This window comes from Staphylococcus sp. GW823-FHT05F06, assembly GCF_058795495.1.
In genome coordinates this window covers 18756-33439 of sequence record NZ_JBXAHW010000004.1, presented here as the reverse complement: position 1 = coordinate 33439, position 14684 = coordinate 18756, and the positions used below count along the sequence as shown (strand labels likewise).

14 protein-coding genes are annotated in these 14684 nt (G+C 31.1%); 8 read left to right on the top strand and 6 right to left on the bottom strand.

Going from position 1 to position 14684, the window contains the following annotated elements:
• Window positions 1-168: 168 nt before the first annotated feature.
• The gene (locus tag AC1Q7N_RS03810) at window positions 169-1125 is read right to left on the bottom strand and encodes a YdcF family protein (protein WP_145376288.1); all 957 of its coding nucleotides are present in this window, start codon (window positions 1123-1125) and stop codon (window positions 169-171) included.
• 187 nt (window positions 1126-1312) lie between these two features.
• On the opposite strand from AC1Q7N_RS03810, the gene tcaR reads away from it, so the two are divergent.
• The 3 genes from tcaR (at window position 1313) to tcaB (ending at window position 4705) form a co-directional block, all read left to right on the top strand.
• Window positions 1313-1768: a MarR family transcriptional regulator TcaR gene (gene tcaR / locus AC1Q7N_RS03805; protein WP_001832914.1), complete on the top strand. Its 456-nt coding sequence runs from the start codon at window positions 1313-1315 to the stop codon at window positions 1766-1768.
• Between the two features lie 279 nt (window positions 1769-2047).
• Window positions 2048-3436 (top strand): glycopeptide resistance protein TcaA, encoded by a 1389-nt coding sequence (gene tcaA / locus AC1Q7N_RS03800; protein ID WP_002470820.1) that lies wholly within the window; start codon window positions 2048-2050, stop codon window positions 3434-3436.
• 57 nt (window positions 3437-3493) lie between these two features.
• Window positions 3494-4705: a putative multidrug effflux MFS transporter TcaB gene (gene tcaB, locus AC1Q7N_RS03795; RefSeq protein ID WP_001831540.1), complete on the top strand. Its 1212-nt coding sequence runs from the start codon at window positions 3494-3496 to the stop codon at window positions 4703-4705.
• Window positions 4706-4741: 36 nt separating this feature from the next.
• Here the strand turns inward: tcaB and AC1Q7N_RS03790 are convergent, their stop codons facing one another.
• Window positions 4742-5293 carry a TetR/AcrR family transcriptional regulator gene (locus tag AC1Q7N_RS03790; RefSeq protein ID WP_002438383.1) on the bottom strand — a complete coding sequence of 184 codons (552 nt, stop codon included), beginning with the start codon at window positions 5291-5293 and terminating at the stop codon, window positions 4742-4744.
• A gap of 140 nt (window positions 5294-5433) precedes the next feature.
• On the opposite strand from AC1Q7N_RS03790, the gene AC1Q7N_RS03785 reads away from it, so the two are divergent.
• Both AC1Q7N_RS03785 and AC1Q7N_RS03780 read left to right on the top strand, forming a co-directional pair.
• Window positions 5434-6081, top strand: a complete 648-nt coding sequence (locus AC1Q7N_RS03785; RefSeq protein ID WP_001831502.1) for an HlyD family secretion protein — start codon at window positions 5434-5436, stop codon at window positions 6079-6081.
• A 12-nt stretch (window positions 6082-6093) separates the two neighbouring features.
• Entirely contained in the window at window positions 6094-8070 is a 1977-nt protein-coding gene (locus AC1Q7N_RS03780; RefSeq protein ID WP_002438388.1) for a DHA2 family efflux MFS transporter permease subunit, read from the top strand.
• Between the two features lie 180 nt (window positions 8071-8250).
• On the opposite strand, the gene AC1Q7N_RS03775 is transcribed toward AC1Q7N_RS03780, so the two are convergent.
• Window positions 8251-8883 carry a hypothetical protein gene (locus AC1Q7N_RS03775; RefSeq protein ID WP_001831566.1) on the bottom strand — a complete coding sequence of 211 codons (633 nt, stop codon included), beginning with the start codon at window positions 8881-8883 and terminating at the stop codon, window positions 8251-8253.
• Window positions 8884-9099: 216 nt separating this feature from the next.
• Here AC1Q7N_RS03775 and AC1Q7N_RS03770 point away from each other — a divergent pair, with 216 nt between their 5' ends.
• Window positions 9100-9999, top strand: coding sequence for an alpha/beta hydrolase (locus AC1Q7N_RS03770; RefSeq protein ID WP_002438393.1), 900 nt, complete (start codon window positions 9100-9102; stop codon window positions 9997-9999).
• Between the two features lie 135 nt (window positions 10000-10134).
• On the opposite strand, the gene AC1Q7N_RS03765 is transcribed toward AC1Q7N_RS03770, so the two are convergent.
• The gene (locus tag AC1Q7N_RS03765; RefSeq protein ID WP_002438395.1) at window positions 10135-10524 is read right to left on the bottom strand and encodes a hypothetical protein; all 390 of its coding nucleotides are present in this window, start codon (window positions 10522-10524) and stop codon (window positions 10135-10137) included.
• Window positions 10525-10526: 2 nt separating this feature from the next.
• Window positions 10527-11003 carry a thioesterase family protein gene (locus AC1Q7N_RS03760; protein ID WP_047500599.1) on the bottom strand — a complete coding sequence of 159 codons (477 nt, stop codon included), beginning with the start codon at window positions 11001-11003 and terminating at the stop codon, window positions 10527-10529.
• Between the two features lie 106 nt (window positions 11004-11109).
• Here AC1Q7N_RS03760 and corA point away from each other — a divergent pair, with 106 nt between their 5' ends.
• Both corA and fni read left to right on the top strand, forming a co-directional pair.
• Window positions 11110-12057 carry a magnesium/cobalt transporter CorA gene (corA, locus tag AC1Q7N_RS03755; RefSeq protein ID WP_002489322.1) on the top strand — a complete coding sequence of 316 codons (948 nt, stop codon included), beginning with the start codon at window positions 11110-11112 and terminating at the stop codon, window positions 12055-12057.
• Window positions 12058-12098: 41 nt separating this feature from the next.
• A complete protein-coding gene (fni, locus tag AC1Q7N_RS03750; RefSeq protein ID WP_002495611.1) occupies window positions 12099-13148 on the top strand; it encodes a type 2 isopentenyl-diphosphate Delta-isomerase in 1050 nt (349 codons plus the stop codon).
• Window positions 13149-13301: 153 nt separating this feature from the next.
• Here fni and gltS read toward each other — a convergent pair whose 3' ends face one another.
• Window positions 13302-14510: a sodium/glutamate symporter gene (gene gltS / locus AC1Q7N_RS03745; RefSeq protein WP_001831403.1), complete on the bottom strand. Its 1209-nt coding sequence runs from the start codon at window positions 14508-14510 to the stop codon at window positions 13302-13304.
• Window positions 14511-14684: the final 174 nt, after the last annotated feature.

Sequence of the window (14684 nt, the reverse complement as noted above, 5' to 3'; positions counted from 1 at the left end):
AACTTGCTTTGTCCGAGGAATTTCGTACTGAAATTCTCTGTGTTGGGGCCTCGAACCCCAACTATGGAATTGTTGTATATCACATTTAATTTACTATAATTTAAAGAAGCTTGCGACATGTTTGTGTCGCAAGCTTCTTTAAATATATTCAATTTTGCTAAGAGGGATTTATATGGTTTGTAGTATTGCAAGCCAAAACAACATAGCGAAATAAATAGTAAGTATTGTTTTATATTGATACATTAAACCCAAAAAGTCTATAATCATAGATTGTGCCAAAAAGTGGTATGGTGTACGACTTCCAATGCCATCGAAAGAAAGATGAGTTTTTTTAGCAAATTTAAGCGCTCTTAAAACATGAAATTGACTTGTTACACACAACATATGACTTGAAGTAGGCATCATCGAATGAATGATAGATTTAGAGTATAAGAAATTGGTTCGTGTATTCGTGGATTGATTCTCCATAAATATATGGTTTTCCGGAACGTTGTGAGCTATAAGGTATCTTTTCATCGCAAGTGCTTCTGAAATTGGTTCGTCAGGACCTTGGCCACCACTTACAATGATGATAGGTTTAGTCCGTTGTGAATGATAAACAGATAAAGCTTTATCAAGTCTTGCAGCAAGAAGCGTAGTCACTTCTTCAGAGAAAATTCCAGCTCCAAGCACCATAATTAACTTTACGTGTTTATAATATTGATGATTTTCAAAAGCTGTAGACCAAGATAAGTATCCGATAAATGAATAAATTGTACTAAATGCAATGGTAGCGGCCCATAAAGCTAAGCTATTAATGATAATTAGGGGAATAGTACTTATATATAAACAACTCACAGCAAATAGCCCCACAGTATAAAAATGATGACTAAGTTGTAAAATAAAAAAACGTCCTGTTTGCAACTTGAAAATATAACGATGTTTAATCAACAACAGTATCATTGCTACAATTACAATGATAAACATATCATATGGTATTGATACAGTTACCATATGATAAGTCATCATAACAAAACCAATGATGTTATATAAGATGAAACTAAATAAATTAAGAGTAAACGATTGCTTCGTATATAATAAAACAATAAGTAATAATTCGATTAGAAAACATAAAAAAAGTAACATTGTTTTGATACCTCAGTAGTTATATTACTTATAAATTTAGCTTATGAAATTATAATTAGCAATGTTTATGAATATGGTAATTTTAATACATATTTATGGTTTAAATTTTAAGGTATTATTGCTATGATTTAAAAGGATTAAACATAATTTTTTTATATAAATCGTTTAGATTAATTAGGAGATAAAAATGGTAAGAAGAATAGAAGATCACATCTCATTTTTAGAAAAATTTATTAATGATGTTAATACATTAACGGCAAAGTTACTTAAAGACTTGCAAACTGAGTATGGCATATCAGCTGAGCAATCTCATGTGTTAAATATGCTTAGTATAGAGGCGTTAACTGTGGGGCAAATTACAGAGAAACAAGGTGTTAATAAAGCTGCTGTTAGTCGAAGAGTCAAAAAGTTGCTCAATGCTGAATTAGTTAAATTAGAAAAACCTGATTCCAATACTGACCAACGTCTTAAAATAATTAAATTATCTAATAAAGGAAAAAAATATATTAAAGAGAGAAAAGCGATTATGAGCCATATTGCTAGTGATATGACGAGTGACTTTGACAGTAAGGAAATTGAAAAAGTTAGACAGGTTTTAGAAATTATCGACTATCGTATACAATCTTATACTTCTAAACTTTGATAGAATCAGTGAAAGAGTCTATACAGTTAGAGACGAATAGGAATATAATAATATGAGTGAGAAAATAAAAAAATGAGACTAAATCTGTATGTTTTTGATTAGCGTTTATTTATATAATTTAGATAAGTCTGTAACTTTCTTTTAATGGAATTACAATGAAAACTACATGTAATGGAAATTGTATTTTATTATTGCTAAATGTAAAATATATCGAGTAGGTAATGTGTTTATGAAATGTAAATATAATCATAATGTAGTGAGATGAGTAGAGGTGATAAAATGAGTCAATGCCCAAATTGTGGTCATCAAGTGAAAGATGATACATCGCAATGTCCAAACTGTGGGCAACTATTAACTAAGAAGAAAAAAAGAAAGATTAAAGACCAATCATCTCAATCGAGTAATGAGAATTCTACCAATATACGTCTTCGTAAAATTGTGCCGATAGGTATTAGTGTATTTATCTTAATACTTATTATCGTGTTATTTTTCCTTTTAAGAAATTATAATTCGCCTAATGCACAAGCTAAGATATTAGTTAATGCTGTAGATAATAATGATTCACAAAAAGTTGCTACATTATTGAGTACTAAAAATAAAAAAGTAGACGATGTTGAAGCGCAACAATATATTAATTATGTAAAAAAAGAAGTAGGTATTAAGAAGTATATTCGAGATATCAATAATACTGTAGATAAATTGAATAAAAGTAATTCAAGCGTGGCATCTTATATACAAACGAAAAGTGGACAAGATGTACTTAAGATAAGTAAAAATGGTACAAAGTATTTAATTTTTGATAATATGAGTTTCACAGCTCCGACTAAAAAGCCAATTATTAAACCTAAAGTAGAAACTAAATATGAATTTAGAACAAGTGGTAAAAAGAAAACTGTCATTGCTGAAGCAAATAAAAATACACCTTTGGGTGAATTTATTCCTGGTACATATCATTTACCAGCTAAGAAAATTACAGAAAACGGTACATTCAATGGGCATTTAAATTTTGACTTTAGAGAAAGCCACTCTGAAACCGTAGATGTAGCTGAAGATTATGATCAATCATTTATCAATATCAAATTTAAGGGTGCGAATAAATTAAGTGATAAATCAGAAAAAGTTCAAATCAATGACCGTACATTCACTTATTCTCATTCTAAAGAATTTGGTCCTTATCCAAAAACAAAAGATATAACGATTTCTGCAACTGGTAAGGCAAAAGGTAAGACGTTTAGTTCTGAGACGAAAACAATTAGTGCAGACGATTTGAAAGATAATACGAAAGTTACATTGGAATTTGATAGTGATAAAATAAATAGCTATGTTGAGAAGAAAGAAAAAGAAGAAAATAGTTTGAAAAATAAATTAACTGAATTTTTTACTGGTTATGCAACGGCTATGAATTCAGCATTTAATATGAATGATTTTAACTTTATATCGAGTTATTTTAAAAAGAATTCGTCTATATACACATCAATGAAAAGTAATTTCCAAAATCGAACGAACGTGACTATGATATCTCCGCAAGTGTTAAGTGTTCATCGAAACGGACATACTGTAAGAACAACTATTCAACATATCGATCATATTGGTAATTATATAAATAAAGATTATGAATTAGAAATAGATAATGATGATAGTAATATGCAGTTGGTTAAAGAATTATAAAAATAGACTGGATTTTATCAAACATTCAAAATATTTTATTAAAAGGGAGGAGTAAGCTTGAAAAGGGTGTATCAGTCAGAAAATCAATCATTACTTTTTATTGTTATTTTAGGTTCATTAACAGCATTTGGTCCATTGGCTATTGATATGTTTTTACCTGGACTACCTAATATTAGTCATGATTTTGATATTTCTGCATCTACAACTCAGCTTACTATCTCCTTTTTTATGATTGGATTAGCGTTAGGAAATTTTTTGGCTGGCCCCATATCTGATATTACTGGTAGAAAAAAACCATTAATTTTCTCACTGATTATTTTTACTATTGCGAGTTTAGGTATTATATTCGTCACAAATATATGGATTATGATTATTTTACGATTTATTCAAGGATTAACTGGTGGTGCAGGTGCAGTCATCTCAAGAGCCATTGCTAGTGATATGTACTCAGGTAATGCGCTAACTAAATTTTTATCATTATTAATGCTTGTCAATGGCATTGCGCCAATTATCGCACCTGCGCTTGGCGGTATCATTTTAAATTATGGGCCATGGCGAATTGTATTTGTAATACTAACAATGTTTGGGATTGTCATGTTAATAGGAACTTTATTTAAAGTTCCTGAGTCGCTTGAAAAGAGCCTAAGGGAAAGTAGTAACATAGGTACGATGCTAATTAATTTCAAAGAACTTTTTAAAACACCCCGTTTTGTATTACCCATGTTGATACAAGGGGTGTCATTTGTATTACTATTTACTTATATTTCTGCATCTCCTTTTATAGTTCAAACAATTTATGGTTTAACGCCATTAAACTTCAGTATTATGTTTGCTTTTATAGGCGTTACACTCATTATTTCAAGCCAATTAACCGGAAAACTTGTTGACTATATAGATAGATTACTGTTGCTGAGAATCATGTCTACTATACAAGTTATTGGTGTTATAATCGTATCACTAACTTTACTCAACCATTGGACTTTTTGGATACTTTCTTGTGGCTTTGTGATTTTAGTGGCACCAGTTACAGGGATTGCAACGTTAGGATTTTCGATAGCAATGGATGAGAGTAAAGGGGCCAAAGGTAGTTCTTCAAGTTTGTTGGGATTGTTTCAAACTTTACTTGGTGGCGTCATCTCTCCACTTGTTGGTATTAAGGGAGACAGTAATGCGATACCTTATATAATCGTTATCGTTATTACAGCAATAATTCTTATGGTTTTACAGTTGATTAATGTGAAGATATTTAAAAAAGCTAAAATTCATTGATAAAATTGAGTGATTTTTCAATGAGTTTTAGCTTTTTTATCGTTGTAATTTAATTGTATTAGCTAAAAGAACTTGAGCGACCTCTTGAGGAGATTCGATGCATCCATTACGTAACCAATCGATAAATACACCTGCTTGACCACCGACTGAATAAATGATAAACATACGTTTATTATTTATTGAGGTTTCATATCTATTCATGACTTTTTCATAACATGTTTTAGTGGCGTTAATGTAATCTAATGCAATATCTTTATTAGGATATGTTACAAGTGTTGCTCTGTAGAACGCTTCTTTACGTTTAATATATTTGGCTATCAATAAGAAAAATTTATATAATTTTTTTTGATCTGTTTTGATATGATGAAAATCGTTATAGAAAGATTGTAGTAAAGATATATATTTGTTTAAATGATAATTTTGGATCTTATCTAGTAATTGATATTTATCTTGAAAATGATCATAAAAAGTAGAGCGATTCACGCCACTATATGCACATATCATTTTAATGGTTATTTCATCAAAAGGATAGTATTCTAAAAGTTCGATTAAACTTTTTATTATTTTATATTTCGCACGTTGTTTCATATATTCACCTAAATCAAAAAGAAAATTTAAATAAATAAACTCTAAACCAACACAATTATTAAAAATGTTGGTGTATTTTTTATTTACACATCTCTATAATAGATAAAGTGAATTTTAAAAGCAAATAGGAGGGTATATTCATGAAAAAAATGATATTAATCAATGTGATTACTATCATTGTCCTAGTTGTTATTGGTGTGTTAGGCTTTTGGTTCTGGCATAACACAACAAGTTATGTGACAACTGACAATGCAAAAGTTGATGGAGATCAAATAAAAATCTCAAGTCCTGCATCTGGACAAATTAAATCTCTTAATGTTAAGCAAGGAGACAAACTTGATAAAGGTGATAAAGTAGCAGAAGTTTTAGCACAAGGCCAAGATGGGCAATCAAAAGATATGAACATCAAAATGCCACAAAAAGGTACTATTGTTAAAACAGATGGTATCGAAGGTTCTATGACTCAAGCAGGGAACCCAATTGCATATGCATATAATTTAGATGATCTATATATAACTGCTAATGTAGATGAAAAAGATATTTCTGACGTAGAAAAAGGCAACGACGTTGATGTAGATATCGACGGTCAAAAAGCATCAATCAAAGGTAAGGTTGAAGAAGTAGGCCAAGCGACTGCAGCTAGCTTTTCATTGATGCCATCATCAAATAGCGACGGTAACTATACGAAAGTTTCTCAGGTAGTACCCGTAAAAATCTCTTTAGATTCTAATCCATCTAAAAATGTTGTCCCAGGTATGAACGCTGAAGTTAAAATTCATAAAAATTAAGGGGGTCATTTTATGACAGCGACCTTCATTATTATATATATTGTAGTAGCGCTCATACTCATTGGTTTTATTAATTTCTTTTTAATTAAGCGTAAAAGAAAAAATAAAGACAAAAGAGTGGAACAACGTTCGACAATAGATTCTAAGAGAGAAAGCAATCAATCTAAATTTAAAGCAAGCGATTTAGAACAAACAACTAAGTCAAATACTGACCCAACGCAATCAAACGATATTGAAGATGAAAAACGAAAAAATCACTTTGACTCAGAAATAGATAATGCATCTCAATCTATCAATACAGATAGTAAAGAGGATAGAAACGCGTTAAGTCATAAGAACCAAGAGGAAGATGACGCATCGAACGATGTGTTGAACCCTATCGATCCAAATTCTACTGAAGGTAGAGTTAATGAAAGAATTAAAAATCAAGAGTCTAACTTTATTTTTGGTAAAGGCATAACTAGAGGTAAAATTTTAGCGGCAATGTTATTTGGTATGTTTATCGCGATTCTAAACCAAACTCTATTAAATGTGGCATTGCCTAAAATAAATACAGAGTTTAATATTTCTGCCTCAACTGGTCAATGGTTAATGACTGGTTTTATGTTAGTGAATGGTATATTAATACCTATTAGTGCCTTTTTATTTAATAAATATTCTTATAGAAAATTATTTATTATAGGTTTAGCACTATTTACATTAGGTTCCTTAGTTTGTGCAATCTCATTTAATTTCCCAATTATGATGAGTGGACGTGTATTACAAGCCATAGGCGCAGGTATATTGATGCCGTTAGGTTCTAACGTTATTGTTACCATTTTCCCACCTGAAAAACGCGGTGTGGCAATGGGGACAATGGGTATTGCAATGATATTAGCACCTGCAATCGGTCCAACACTTTCAGGTTACATTGTGCAAAATTATGATTGGAATGTAATGTTTTACGGTATGTTCTTTATAGGTATTATTGCTATCGTAATTGGTCTATTTTGGTTTAAGTTGTATCAAAGTACAACAAATCCGAAAGCAGATATTCCTGGAATTATTTATAGTACGATTGGATTCGGTTCCTTATTATATGGTTTCTCAGAAGCTGGTAATAAAGGATGGGGCTCAACTGAGATTGTAACAATGTTTATTGTTGGTACGGTTTTCATTATTTTCTTTATTTTAAGAGAACTAAGAATGAAAGCGCCAATGTTGAGCTTGGAAGTATTAAAATATCCAACTTATACACTTACAACTGTTATCAATATGATTGTGATGATGAGTTTATACGGAGGAATGATTTTACTTCCATTATATTTACAAAATCTTAGAGGATTTTCAGCATTAGACTCTGGATTATTACTATTGCCAGGTGCATTAGTCATGGGAGCATTAGGTCCGGTGGCAGGTAAATTGTTAGATACAATAGGTATTAAACCATTAGCAATATTTGGTATTGGCATTATGACATATGCGACATGGGAATTAAGTAAATTAAACATGGATACAACATATCTCCATATTATGTGGATATATATTGTGCGTTCATTTGGTATGGCATTTGTAATGATGCCGATTATGACTGCAGGTATGAACGCTTTACCACCACGCTTAATTTCTCATGGTAATGCGTTTGTTAATACAATGAGACAATTAGCTGGTTCAATTGGTACAGCTATTTTGGTTACGGTCATGACGACACAACAAACAAATCATCTTTCTGCTTTTAGTGAAGAGTTAGATAAAACGAATCCTGTCATTCAAGACCATATGCGTGAACTTGCCCAACAGTATGGTGGTGAGTCAGCAGCAATGAAATTATTACTCGAACATGTCAATAAACTTGCATCTGTAGAAGGTGTAAATGATGCATTTATTGTTGCTACAATTATTAGTGCGATTGCACTGATATTAAGCTTGTTCTTACAGGGCAAGAAAAAGGCTCAATTATCAGCTGAAAAAGCAAATGCTGAAGATTATCCTTCGCAACAAGATAAATAATTAAGAGATGTAATAACCACCTACGACGTTAAGAGCGTCTAGGTGGTTATTTTTATAAAAAAAGACAAACTCTATATTATTTCAATAGAATTTGTCTTTTTCACTTATCCAGAAACTTTATGTCTCGGAATCATAAACAAAAGAGATGATTCTCGTATTAAAAGAACATTAAAATCATCTTTATTTAATACGTGGTAAACGATTACGGAAAAACAAACTTACAATCAATAACGCAATACTACATCCAATGAGTATCAGTGCATTGTGAATCGCATCTGCTTCAGTTAATACTTGTTCTGGTGATACTGTTAAATAATATTGTTTTAGAGATTCGGAAATTTTCTGAGCAATTGTATGTATGATATAACTGAAATACAATGTAATGACTAGCATAATAGCTAAAAGTAATATATTGACTACTTTGAGTGCTGTGCGATTAAAAATAATTGTAATTACGGTTATAAACAAACTAATCAGACATAGGACAAAGAAAATATTAAATATAATGATGAGATTATCGACAGACTGTTGTAATTGATCAATATTACCTAAATTCAAATTACCGATTTGCGTAACTGTATCTTGAAAATTTCTTAATTGATGGAAATTTATAGTTTCATTTACAAATGAAATTTTAAATATAGGTTGTTTAAGCATACTATAGCCAGTAATAGCAGTTAATACTAAAACGAAAACTTGAATAATGAGACTTACCCATGAGCGTTTCTTTTTACCATATCTTTTTCCACGATGGATCTCTTGATGTTCAAATTGAGAGTTGAATTGTCTTTGGTTTTGTAATGTTTCAGACATTTAAATGCCTCCTTTAGATGCAAATTTACTAAGTTTATCTTTTTAATTTTATGTCTGTTATAATTGGGTTTAATCTAGTATCCTAAGTATTGATTAAAAAATATTTCTTTAAAATGACATACTTATCATTATATCTTTTTTAGCAAAGGTATATAGATATTTAAACAAATTATTTCTTAAATTTAAAATTTTAAATAGAGGTAGGTTGATTGATTAATGAAAAATAGAATGATGAATCGCGTGGTTAATAAATATATACTTCACAATAGATCGATATTTTTTAGTAATGATGATGAAGTTAAACATTTTTTAGAAAAGAGAAGTATCGAAAATAGTAAAAAACATCAGCAACCTGCGACACTTAATGTAAAGTCAAATTTAGATAAACTTACTCTTAATGATATGCAAGTGTTTAGATTTAATTTTAGACATGAGAAAAATCAAAAGATACTCTATCTGCATGGTGGATATAATACTTTGCAACCTTCTCCATTTCATTGGAGACTTTTAGATAAACTAACTTTAAATACATTGCATGAGGTCGTTTTACCTATCTATCCAAAGTCACCAGATTATCACTACTTAGAAACGTTCAAAGCGATTCGTGACGTTTATAATCAATTAGTTGAAGAAGTTGGTGCGAACAACATTGTTATGATGGGGGATGGTTCTGGTGGAGGACTAGCATTAAGTTTTGTTCAATCACTTATCAATGATAATCAAGAAGTGCCTAGAAAGTTATTTTTACTTTCACCGCTTTTAGATGCCACTTTGACTAATCCTAATATTACGAAAACGTTGGAAGAAAATGATATCTTAGTTAGTCGATTTGGTGTTCATCAACTCATGAAATCTTGGACGAATGATTTACCTTTATCAGACGCGCGTATATCACCATTATACGGTACTCTAAAAGGGTTGCCACCTATATATATGTATGGAGGTGGCAGAGAAATATTAAGCCCAGACATGCATGCATTTACTCATGCTCTAGAGGAATGTGGGAACGATGTTGAGTTTAAAGAGTATCCTAAAATGGTGCATGATTTTCCTATCTATCCCATACGCCAATCTCACAAGGTGTTAAAACACATCACTAAATCAATCTTAGAGTAAGAATTGAATAGATTTTTAACTGTATTTTAAAAGTGATGTGAATGTTGTTCTAAAAGGAAGGATGAAGTCAATTACCAATGCTATGCTTATCAGCTAGTGATGTATGAGATAATCATTTTATTTAAACAATAGTATTTATTCAAGTAATGTTTTTATTTTGCTGGTGATATCATATTTACCTTTATTTACATAATAAGTTGATAAAAATGATTCGAATTCCTTTGACTGATTTATTTGGTGAATAATATCTTCTTGTAAAGAGAATTGTTTATGTTGAATTTGTTTTTGATAGTCTTGGCAGTTATCTAGTAAGACATTCTCATGGCAAGTGTCGATGAGTAATAGAAAGTGATCAATCGCTTCTTTTTGGCCTAGAATATAGCTCATTTTCATGGCACGCTTCATCAACTGAGGTGCTGGGCCGTTCATAAACAAATATTGTTGTTCATTTAATTCTGACAATTCGTATTTTACAGTGTCTTTTAAATTCATGAGCTCTATTACTAATTTTTCTTTTATAGACATTATTATTCTCCTTTATATGGTATTCCAATTGAGTGGCCTAATTGTGGTGGCCATTCAATTTTTTCTTGCTTATGAGCATAATCTTGTATAGCATTCAGATAATGTTTTGGAAATGGTGCAGCACGACGTTGTGTCCTATCTATTCCTAACATCATGACCTCATTGGTTGCAACAACTTCTTGATTATCAATTAACATTCTCAGAAAGAAATGAGTTCGTTTGTCATCGTAATTATAAAGGAATAACTCTATATTGAATTCTTGACCAAGTGTTAATTCATGTAAAAAAGTAGTATGTGTTTCAACAGTAAAAACTGTATATTGTAGACGGTCTCTCTCTGGCCATGATAAACCATGAACCTCATTGAATTTATTAATGACTTCGCTAAAAATAATATTATAATATGCGTCATGCATATGATTATTATCATCTATAGCTTCTTCTGTCACAGTTCGGGTTACGGTAAATGTTTTGTTCATTTATTTAACCTCCTTAGTTATAACACTATACTAACCGAAAAAAGCACATACATGTAACATAATTCATGATAAAATGTAATTTATAAAGTATGAGGGGGTAAGAAAGATGACGGTGACCGTTAGATTTCAATCTTTATCGCAACCTCTTACATTAGTTTCAAATGTGAAAGAGATTCCTAAAGATGCAACGATTATATGGTATGATTTTGAAAATGCCACTGATGAAGAAAATGAGTATTTAAAAAATCATTTTGATTTCAATTACTTAGAAATAGATGATGCTATCAATGGTGACCCACGAGTTAAATATAAAGAATATGACGCGTATCAATATATGATATTTCATAGTATTATTAATGATGATTACTCACCAATCTCACTAAGTGTATTTTTAGAAGGTAATGTTTTAGTGACATACCATCACAAACATTTTCCATCATTAAAGCGTGTTGCTCAACACAATGCAGAAAATCATGATAGTGAATTAGATTGTGCAGACATCGTCATTCATATTCTGGATTGTATGGTGGATAAATATTTTAACTTTGTTTATGGTATTGAAGATAAAGTGTATAATTTTGAAGCTAAGCATGTCGATGACCGCTATAGTAAGAGCGTTATGGAAAATGTCTTTCAATTACGTTCGGATTTAATTAAAATCAAACGCGTATTATTTCCGATGCAAGAAGTTGTAGATACAATGAAACAAGAAGGAAATATAATTAAAGATGCCAAACATAGAATGTATATTCAACATATTGATGATCATCTTATTAAACAAAGAAGTGTTATTCGGACTTCTCAAGAAATGACGAATGAGATTCGTGAAAATTATGAATCATTCACCTCATTTAGGATGAATAGTATAATGCAGATACTTACGCTTGTATCTGTTATATTCTCACCACTCACTTTTATTGCTGGTGTATATGGAATGAACTTTGAATTTATGCCTGAGTTGAAATGGCATTATGCTTATTTCGTGTGCTTAACTCTAATGCTAATTATAACAATAATATTAATCATATTCTTTAAAAAGAAAAAATGGTTTTAAAACTATATATATAAATAATTTAACAAAGGTAGGGTGTTTTAATGAGTGACTCACAAAGAGAACAGAGGAAAAATGAACATGTAGAAATCGCAATGTCACAGAAAGATGCGCTGGTTTCAGATTTTGATAAAGTGAGATTTGTTCATCATTCCATCCCCAGTATTGATGTTAGTCAGGTCGATATGACAAGTCATACTACGAAATTCGATTTGGCATATCCAATCTATATAAATGCAATGACTGGTGGAAGTGATTGGACAAAAAAAATTAATGAAAAATTAGCAATTGTTGCTAGAGAAACTGGAATTGCAATGGCGGTGGGATCAACACATGCAGCTTTGCGCAATCCTAATATGATTGAAACATTTAGCATTGTGCGTAAAACAAATCCCAAAGGAACAATTTTCAGCAATGTGGGTGCCGATGTACCAGTGGATAAAGCTCTACAAGCGGTTGAATTATTAGATGCTCAAGCGCTACAAATTCATGTGAACTCACCTCAAGAATTAGTCATGCCTGAAGGGAATCGTGAATTTGCTTCATGGATGTCAAATATTGAATCTATTGTTAAACGCGTTGATGTTCCAGTTATTATTAAAGAAGTTGGTTTCGGAATGAGTAAAGAAACATTACAAGCGTTATATGATATTGGTGTTAACTATGTTGATGTCAGTGGGCGCGGTGGAACTAATTTCGTTGATATTGAAAATGAAAGACGTTCGAATAAAGATATGAATTATTTATCTCAGTGGGGACAATCTACCGTAGAATCCTTACTTGAGAGTACTGAATTTCAAGATCGATTAAATATTTTTGCTAGCGGTGGCTTACGTACGCCACTCGATGCTGTAAAATGTTTAGCATTAGGTGCAAAAGCAATAGGGATGTCTCGACCGTTTTTAAATCAAGTAGAACAATCAGGTATCACAAATACCGTGGACTATGTAGAGTCTTTTATTCAACATATGAAAAAAATTATGACGATGTTAGATGCGCCGAACATTGAGCGTTTACGACAAGCAGATATCGTAATGAGCCCGGAGTTAATATCATGGATCAATCAACGTGGCCTTCATTTAAATAGAAAATAAAAAATGAGATAGTATATTGTAATAATTTCGACATACAAATAAAACGATAATTCCCAAGTGAGATTTATAGGAATTATCGTTTTTTATTGTTATGCCGAAATATAATGGGTTTTTATTATAAAGCTTGTACTTATAATAAAAAAGGTTAATTATTTAACTGAAAAGTTGAATAAAACTCATAACAATAATTACACCGATTAAGTCGATGAGGAAAGCACCAACAATAGGAACTACTAAATATGCTTTAGGGGAGTTGCCAAACTTTTTAGTGATAACATCTAAATTAGCCATCGCATTTGGTGTTGCTCCCAGACCATGACCAATAAATCCTCCTACCATAACAGCAGCGTCATAATCTTTACCGAGTCCTTTAAATAATATGAAAATCGAGAATAGTACCATAAATACGACTTGTACAAGAACAATTATGATTAGTGGGATAGCTAAAGAATATATTTGAGTTAATTGAATACTCATTAAAGCTAATGATAAAAAGATGCCTAATGAAATATCACCTATTTGTTCGCTCATTTTTAAATCAACGATATCCCAACCAATAAAGTCTGTAGCATTTCTAATAATTACTGCTACAAACATTGAACCAACATACATTGGAATATTAACTCCGGTTAAATCGGTAAAAGTATTGCCAATATATGTTCCTAATGCCATGCAAAATACGAGTATAGAAAATTGTATAAAAAAGACTTGAATAGGTTTATATTTTGTATGTAATGATTGATTGTATTCAACGACACCATAATTTTTAAATGAATCGTCACGATGCTCTGGCTTAAGATCATAGCGTTTTATTAAATATTTAACGATGGGACCGCCAATGAGTCCACCGAATACAAGGCCTAGTGTAGCGGCTGCTAAAGCAGCTGCAACTGCAGAATCTACACCCATATCTTGTAAGGTTTTACCATAAGCTGCAGCATTACCGTGACCACCTTCCATTGACATTGAACCTGCTGTAAGACCTAATAAAGGTTTAATGTTTAAGAGTTTAGCGAGTGATACACCAATAATATTCTGACAAATAGCCATGATTCCACAAAAAGTGAAATAAATCAACATGACTTTTCCGCCAATTTTGAATAGTTTTAATGATGCGCCAAGTCCAATTGTAGTAAAGAAAGCGAGCATAAAGAAATTCTGAATGAACGCCGAATCAAGTTTTATTTTAACGATATTAAATGAATCTAATATAGCCACTAATATTGCAAATAAAAGACCACCAATGACAGGTGCTGGAATACAGATTCGCCTTAAAATAGAAACATGGTTGATTATTGTTTGACCAATTAAATATAAAACACATGCCAAACATAATGTGGTAATTGCATCAAATTCTATCATTTAAAAGCCCCCTTTGTATGAAACCCTTTATAACTAGTTATATTAAAGTAAATCAATGTAAACCTTATAAAGTCCCATAATACACATTATACATACACAAATGAAATAAATCCAGTTTACCAAATAATGATATAAGTATATTAAAAATATTGATTTTTATAATTTGTCAATAAA

What these genes read in the sequence shown, in the direction of transcription:
- AC1Q7N_RS03810 (WP_145376288.1), bottom strand. Translation starts at nt 1,125, where the DNA reads ATGTTACTTTTTTTATGTTTTCTAATCGAATTATTACTTATTGTTTTA.
- tcaR (WP_001832914.1), top strand. Translation starts at nt 1,313, where the DNA reads ATGGTAAGAAGAATAGAAGATCACATCTCATTTTTAGAAAAATTTATT.
- tcaA (WP_002470820.1), top strand. Translation starts at nt 2,048, where the DNA reads ATGAGTCAATGCCCAAATTGTGGTCATCAAGTGAAAGATGATACATCG.
- AC1Q7N_RS03790 (WP_002438383.1), bottom strand. Translation starts at nt 5,293, where the DNA reads ATGAAACAACGTGCGAAATATAAAATAATAAAAAGTTTAATCGAACTT.
- AC1Q7N_RS03785 (WP_001831502.1), top strand. Translation starts at nt 5,434, where the DNA reads ATGAAAAAAATGATATTAATCAATGTGATTACTATCATTGTCCTAGTT.
- AC1Q7N_RS03780 (WP_002438388.1), top strand. Translation starts at nt 6,094, where the DNA reads ATGACAGCGACCTTCATTATTATATATATTGTAGTAGCGCTCATACTC.
- AC1Q7N_RS03775 (WP_001831566.1), bottom strand. Translation starts at nt 8,883, where the DNA reads ATGTCTGAAACATTACAAAACCAAAGACAATTCAACTCTCAATTTGAA.
- AC1Q7N_RS03770 (WP_002438393.1), top strand. Translation starts at nt 9,100, where the DNA reads ATGAAAAATAGAATGATGAATCGCGTGGTTAATAAATATATACTTCAC.
- AC1Q7N_RS03765 (WP_002438395.1), bottom strand. Translation starts at nt 10,524, where the DNA reads ATGTCTATAAAAGAAAAATTAGTAATAGAGCTCATGAATTTAAAAGAC.
- AC1Q7N_RS03760 (WP_047500599.1), bottom strand. Translation starts at nt 11,003, where the DNA reads ATGAACAAAACATTTACCGTAACCCGAACTGTGACAGAAGAAGCTATA.
- corA (WP_002489322.1), top strand. Translation starts at nt 11,110, where the DNA reads ATGACGGTGACCGTTAGATTTCAATCTTTATCGCAACCTCTTACATTA.
- fni (WP_002495611.1), top strand. Translation starts at nt 12,099, where the DNA reads ATGAGTGACTCACAAAGAGAACAGAGGAAAAATGAACATGTAGAAATC.
- gltS (WP_001831403.1), bottom strand. Translation starts at nt 14,510, where the DNA reads ATGATAGAATTTGATGCAATTACCACATTATGTTTGGCATGTGTTTTA.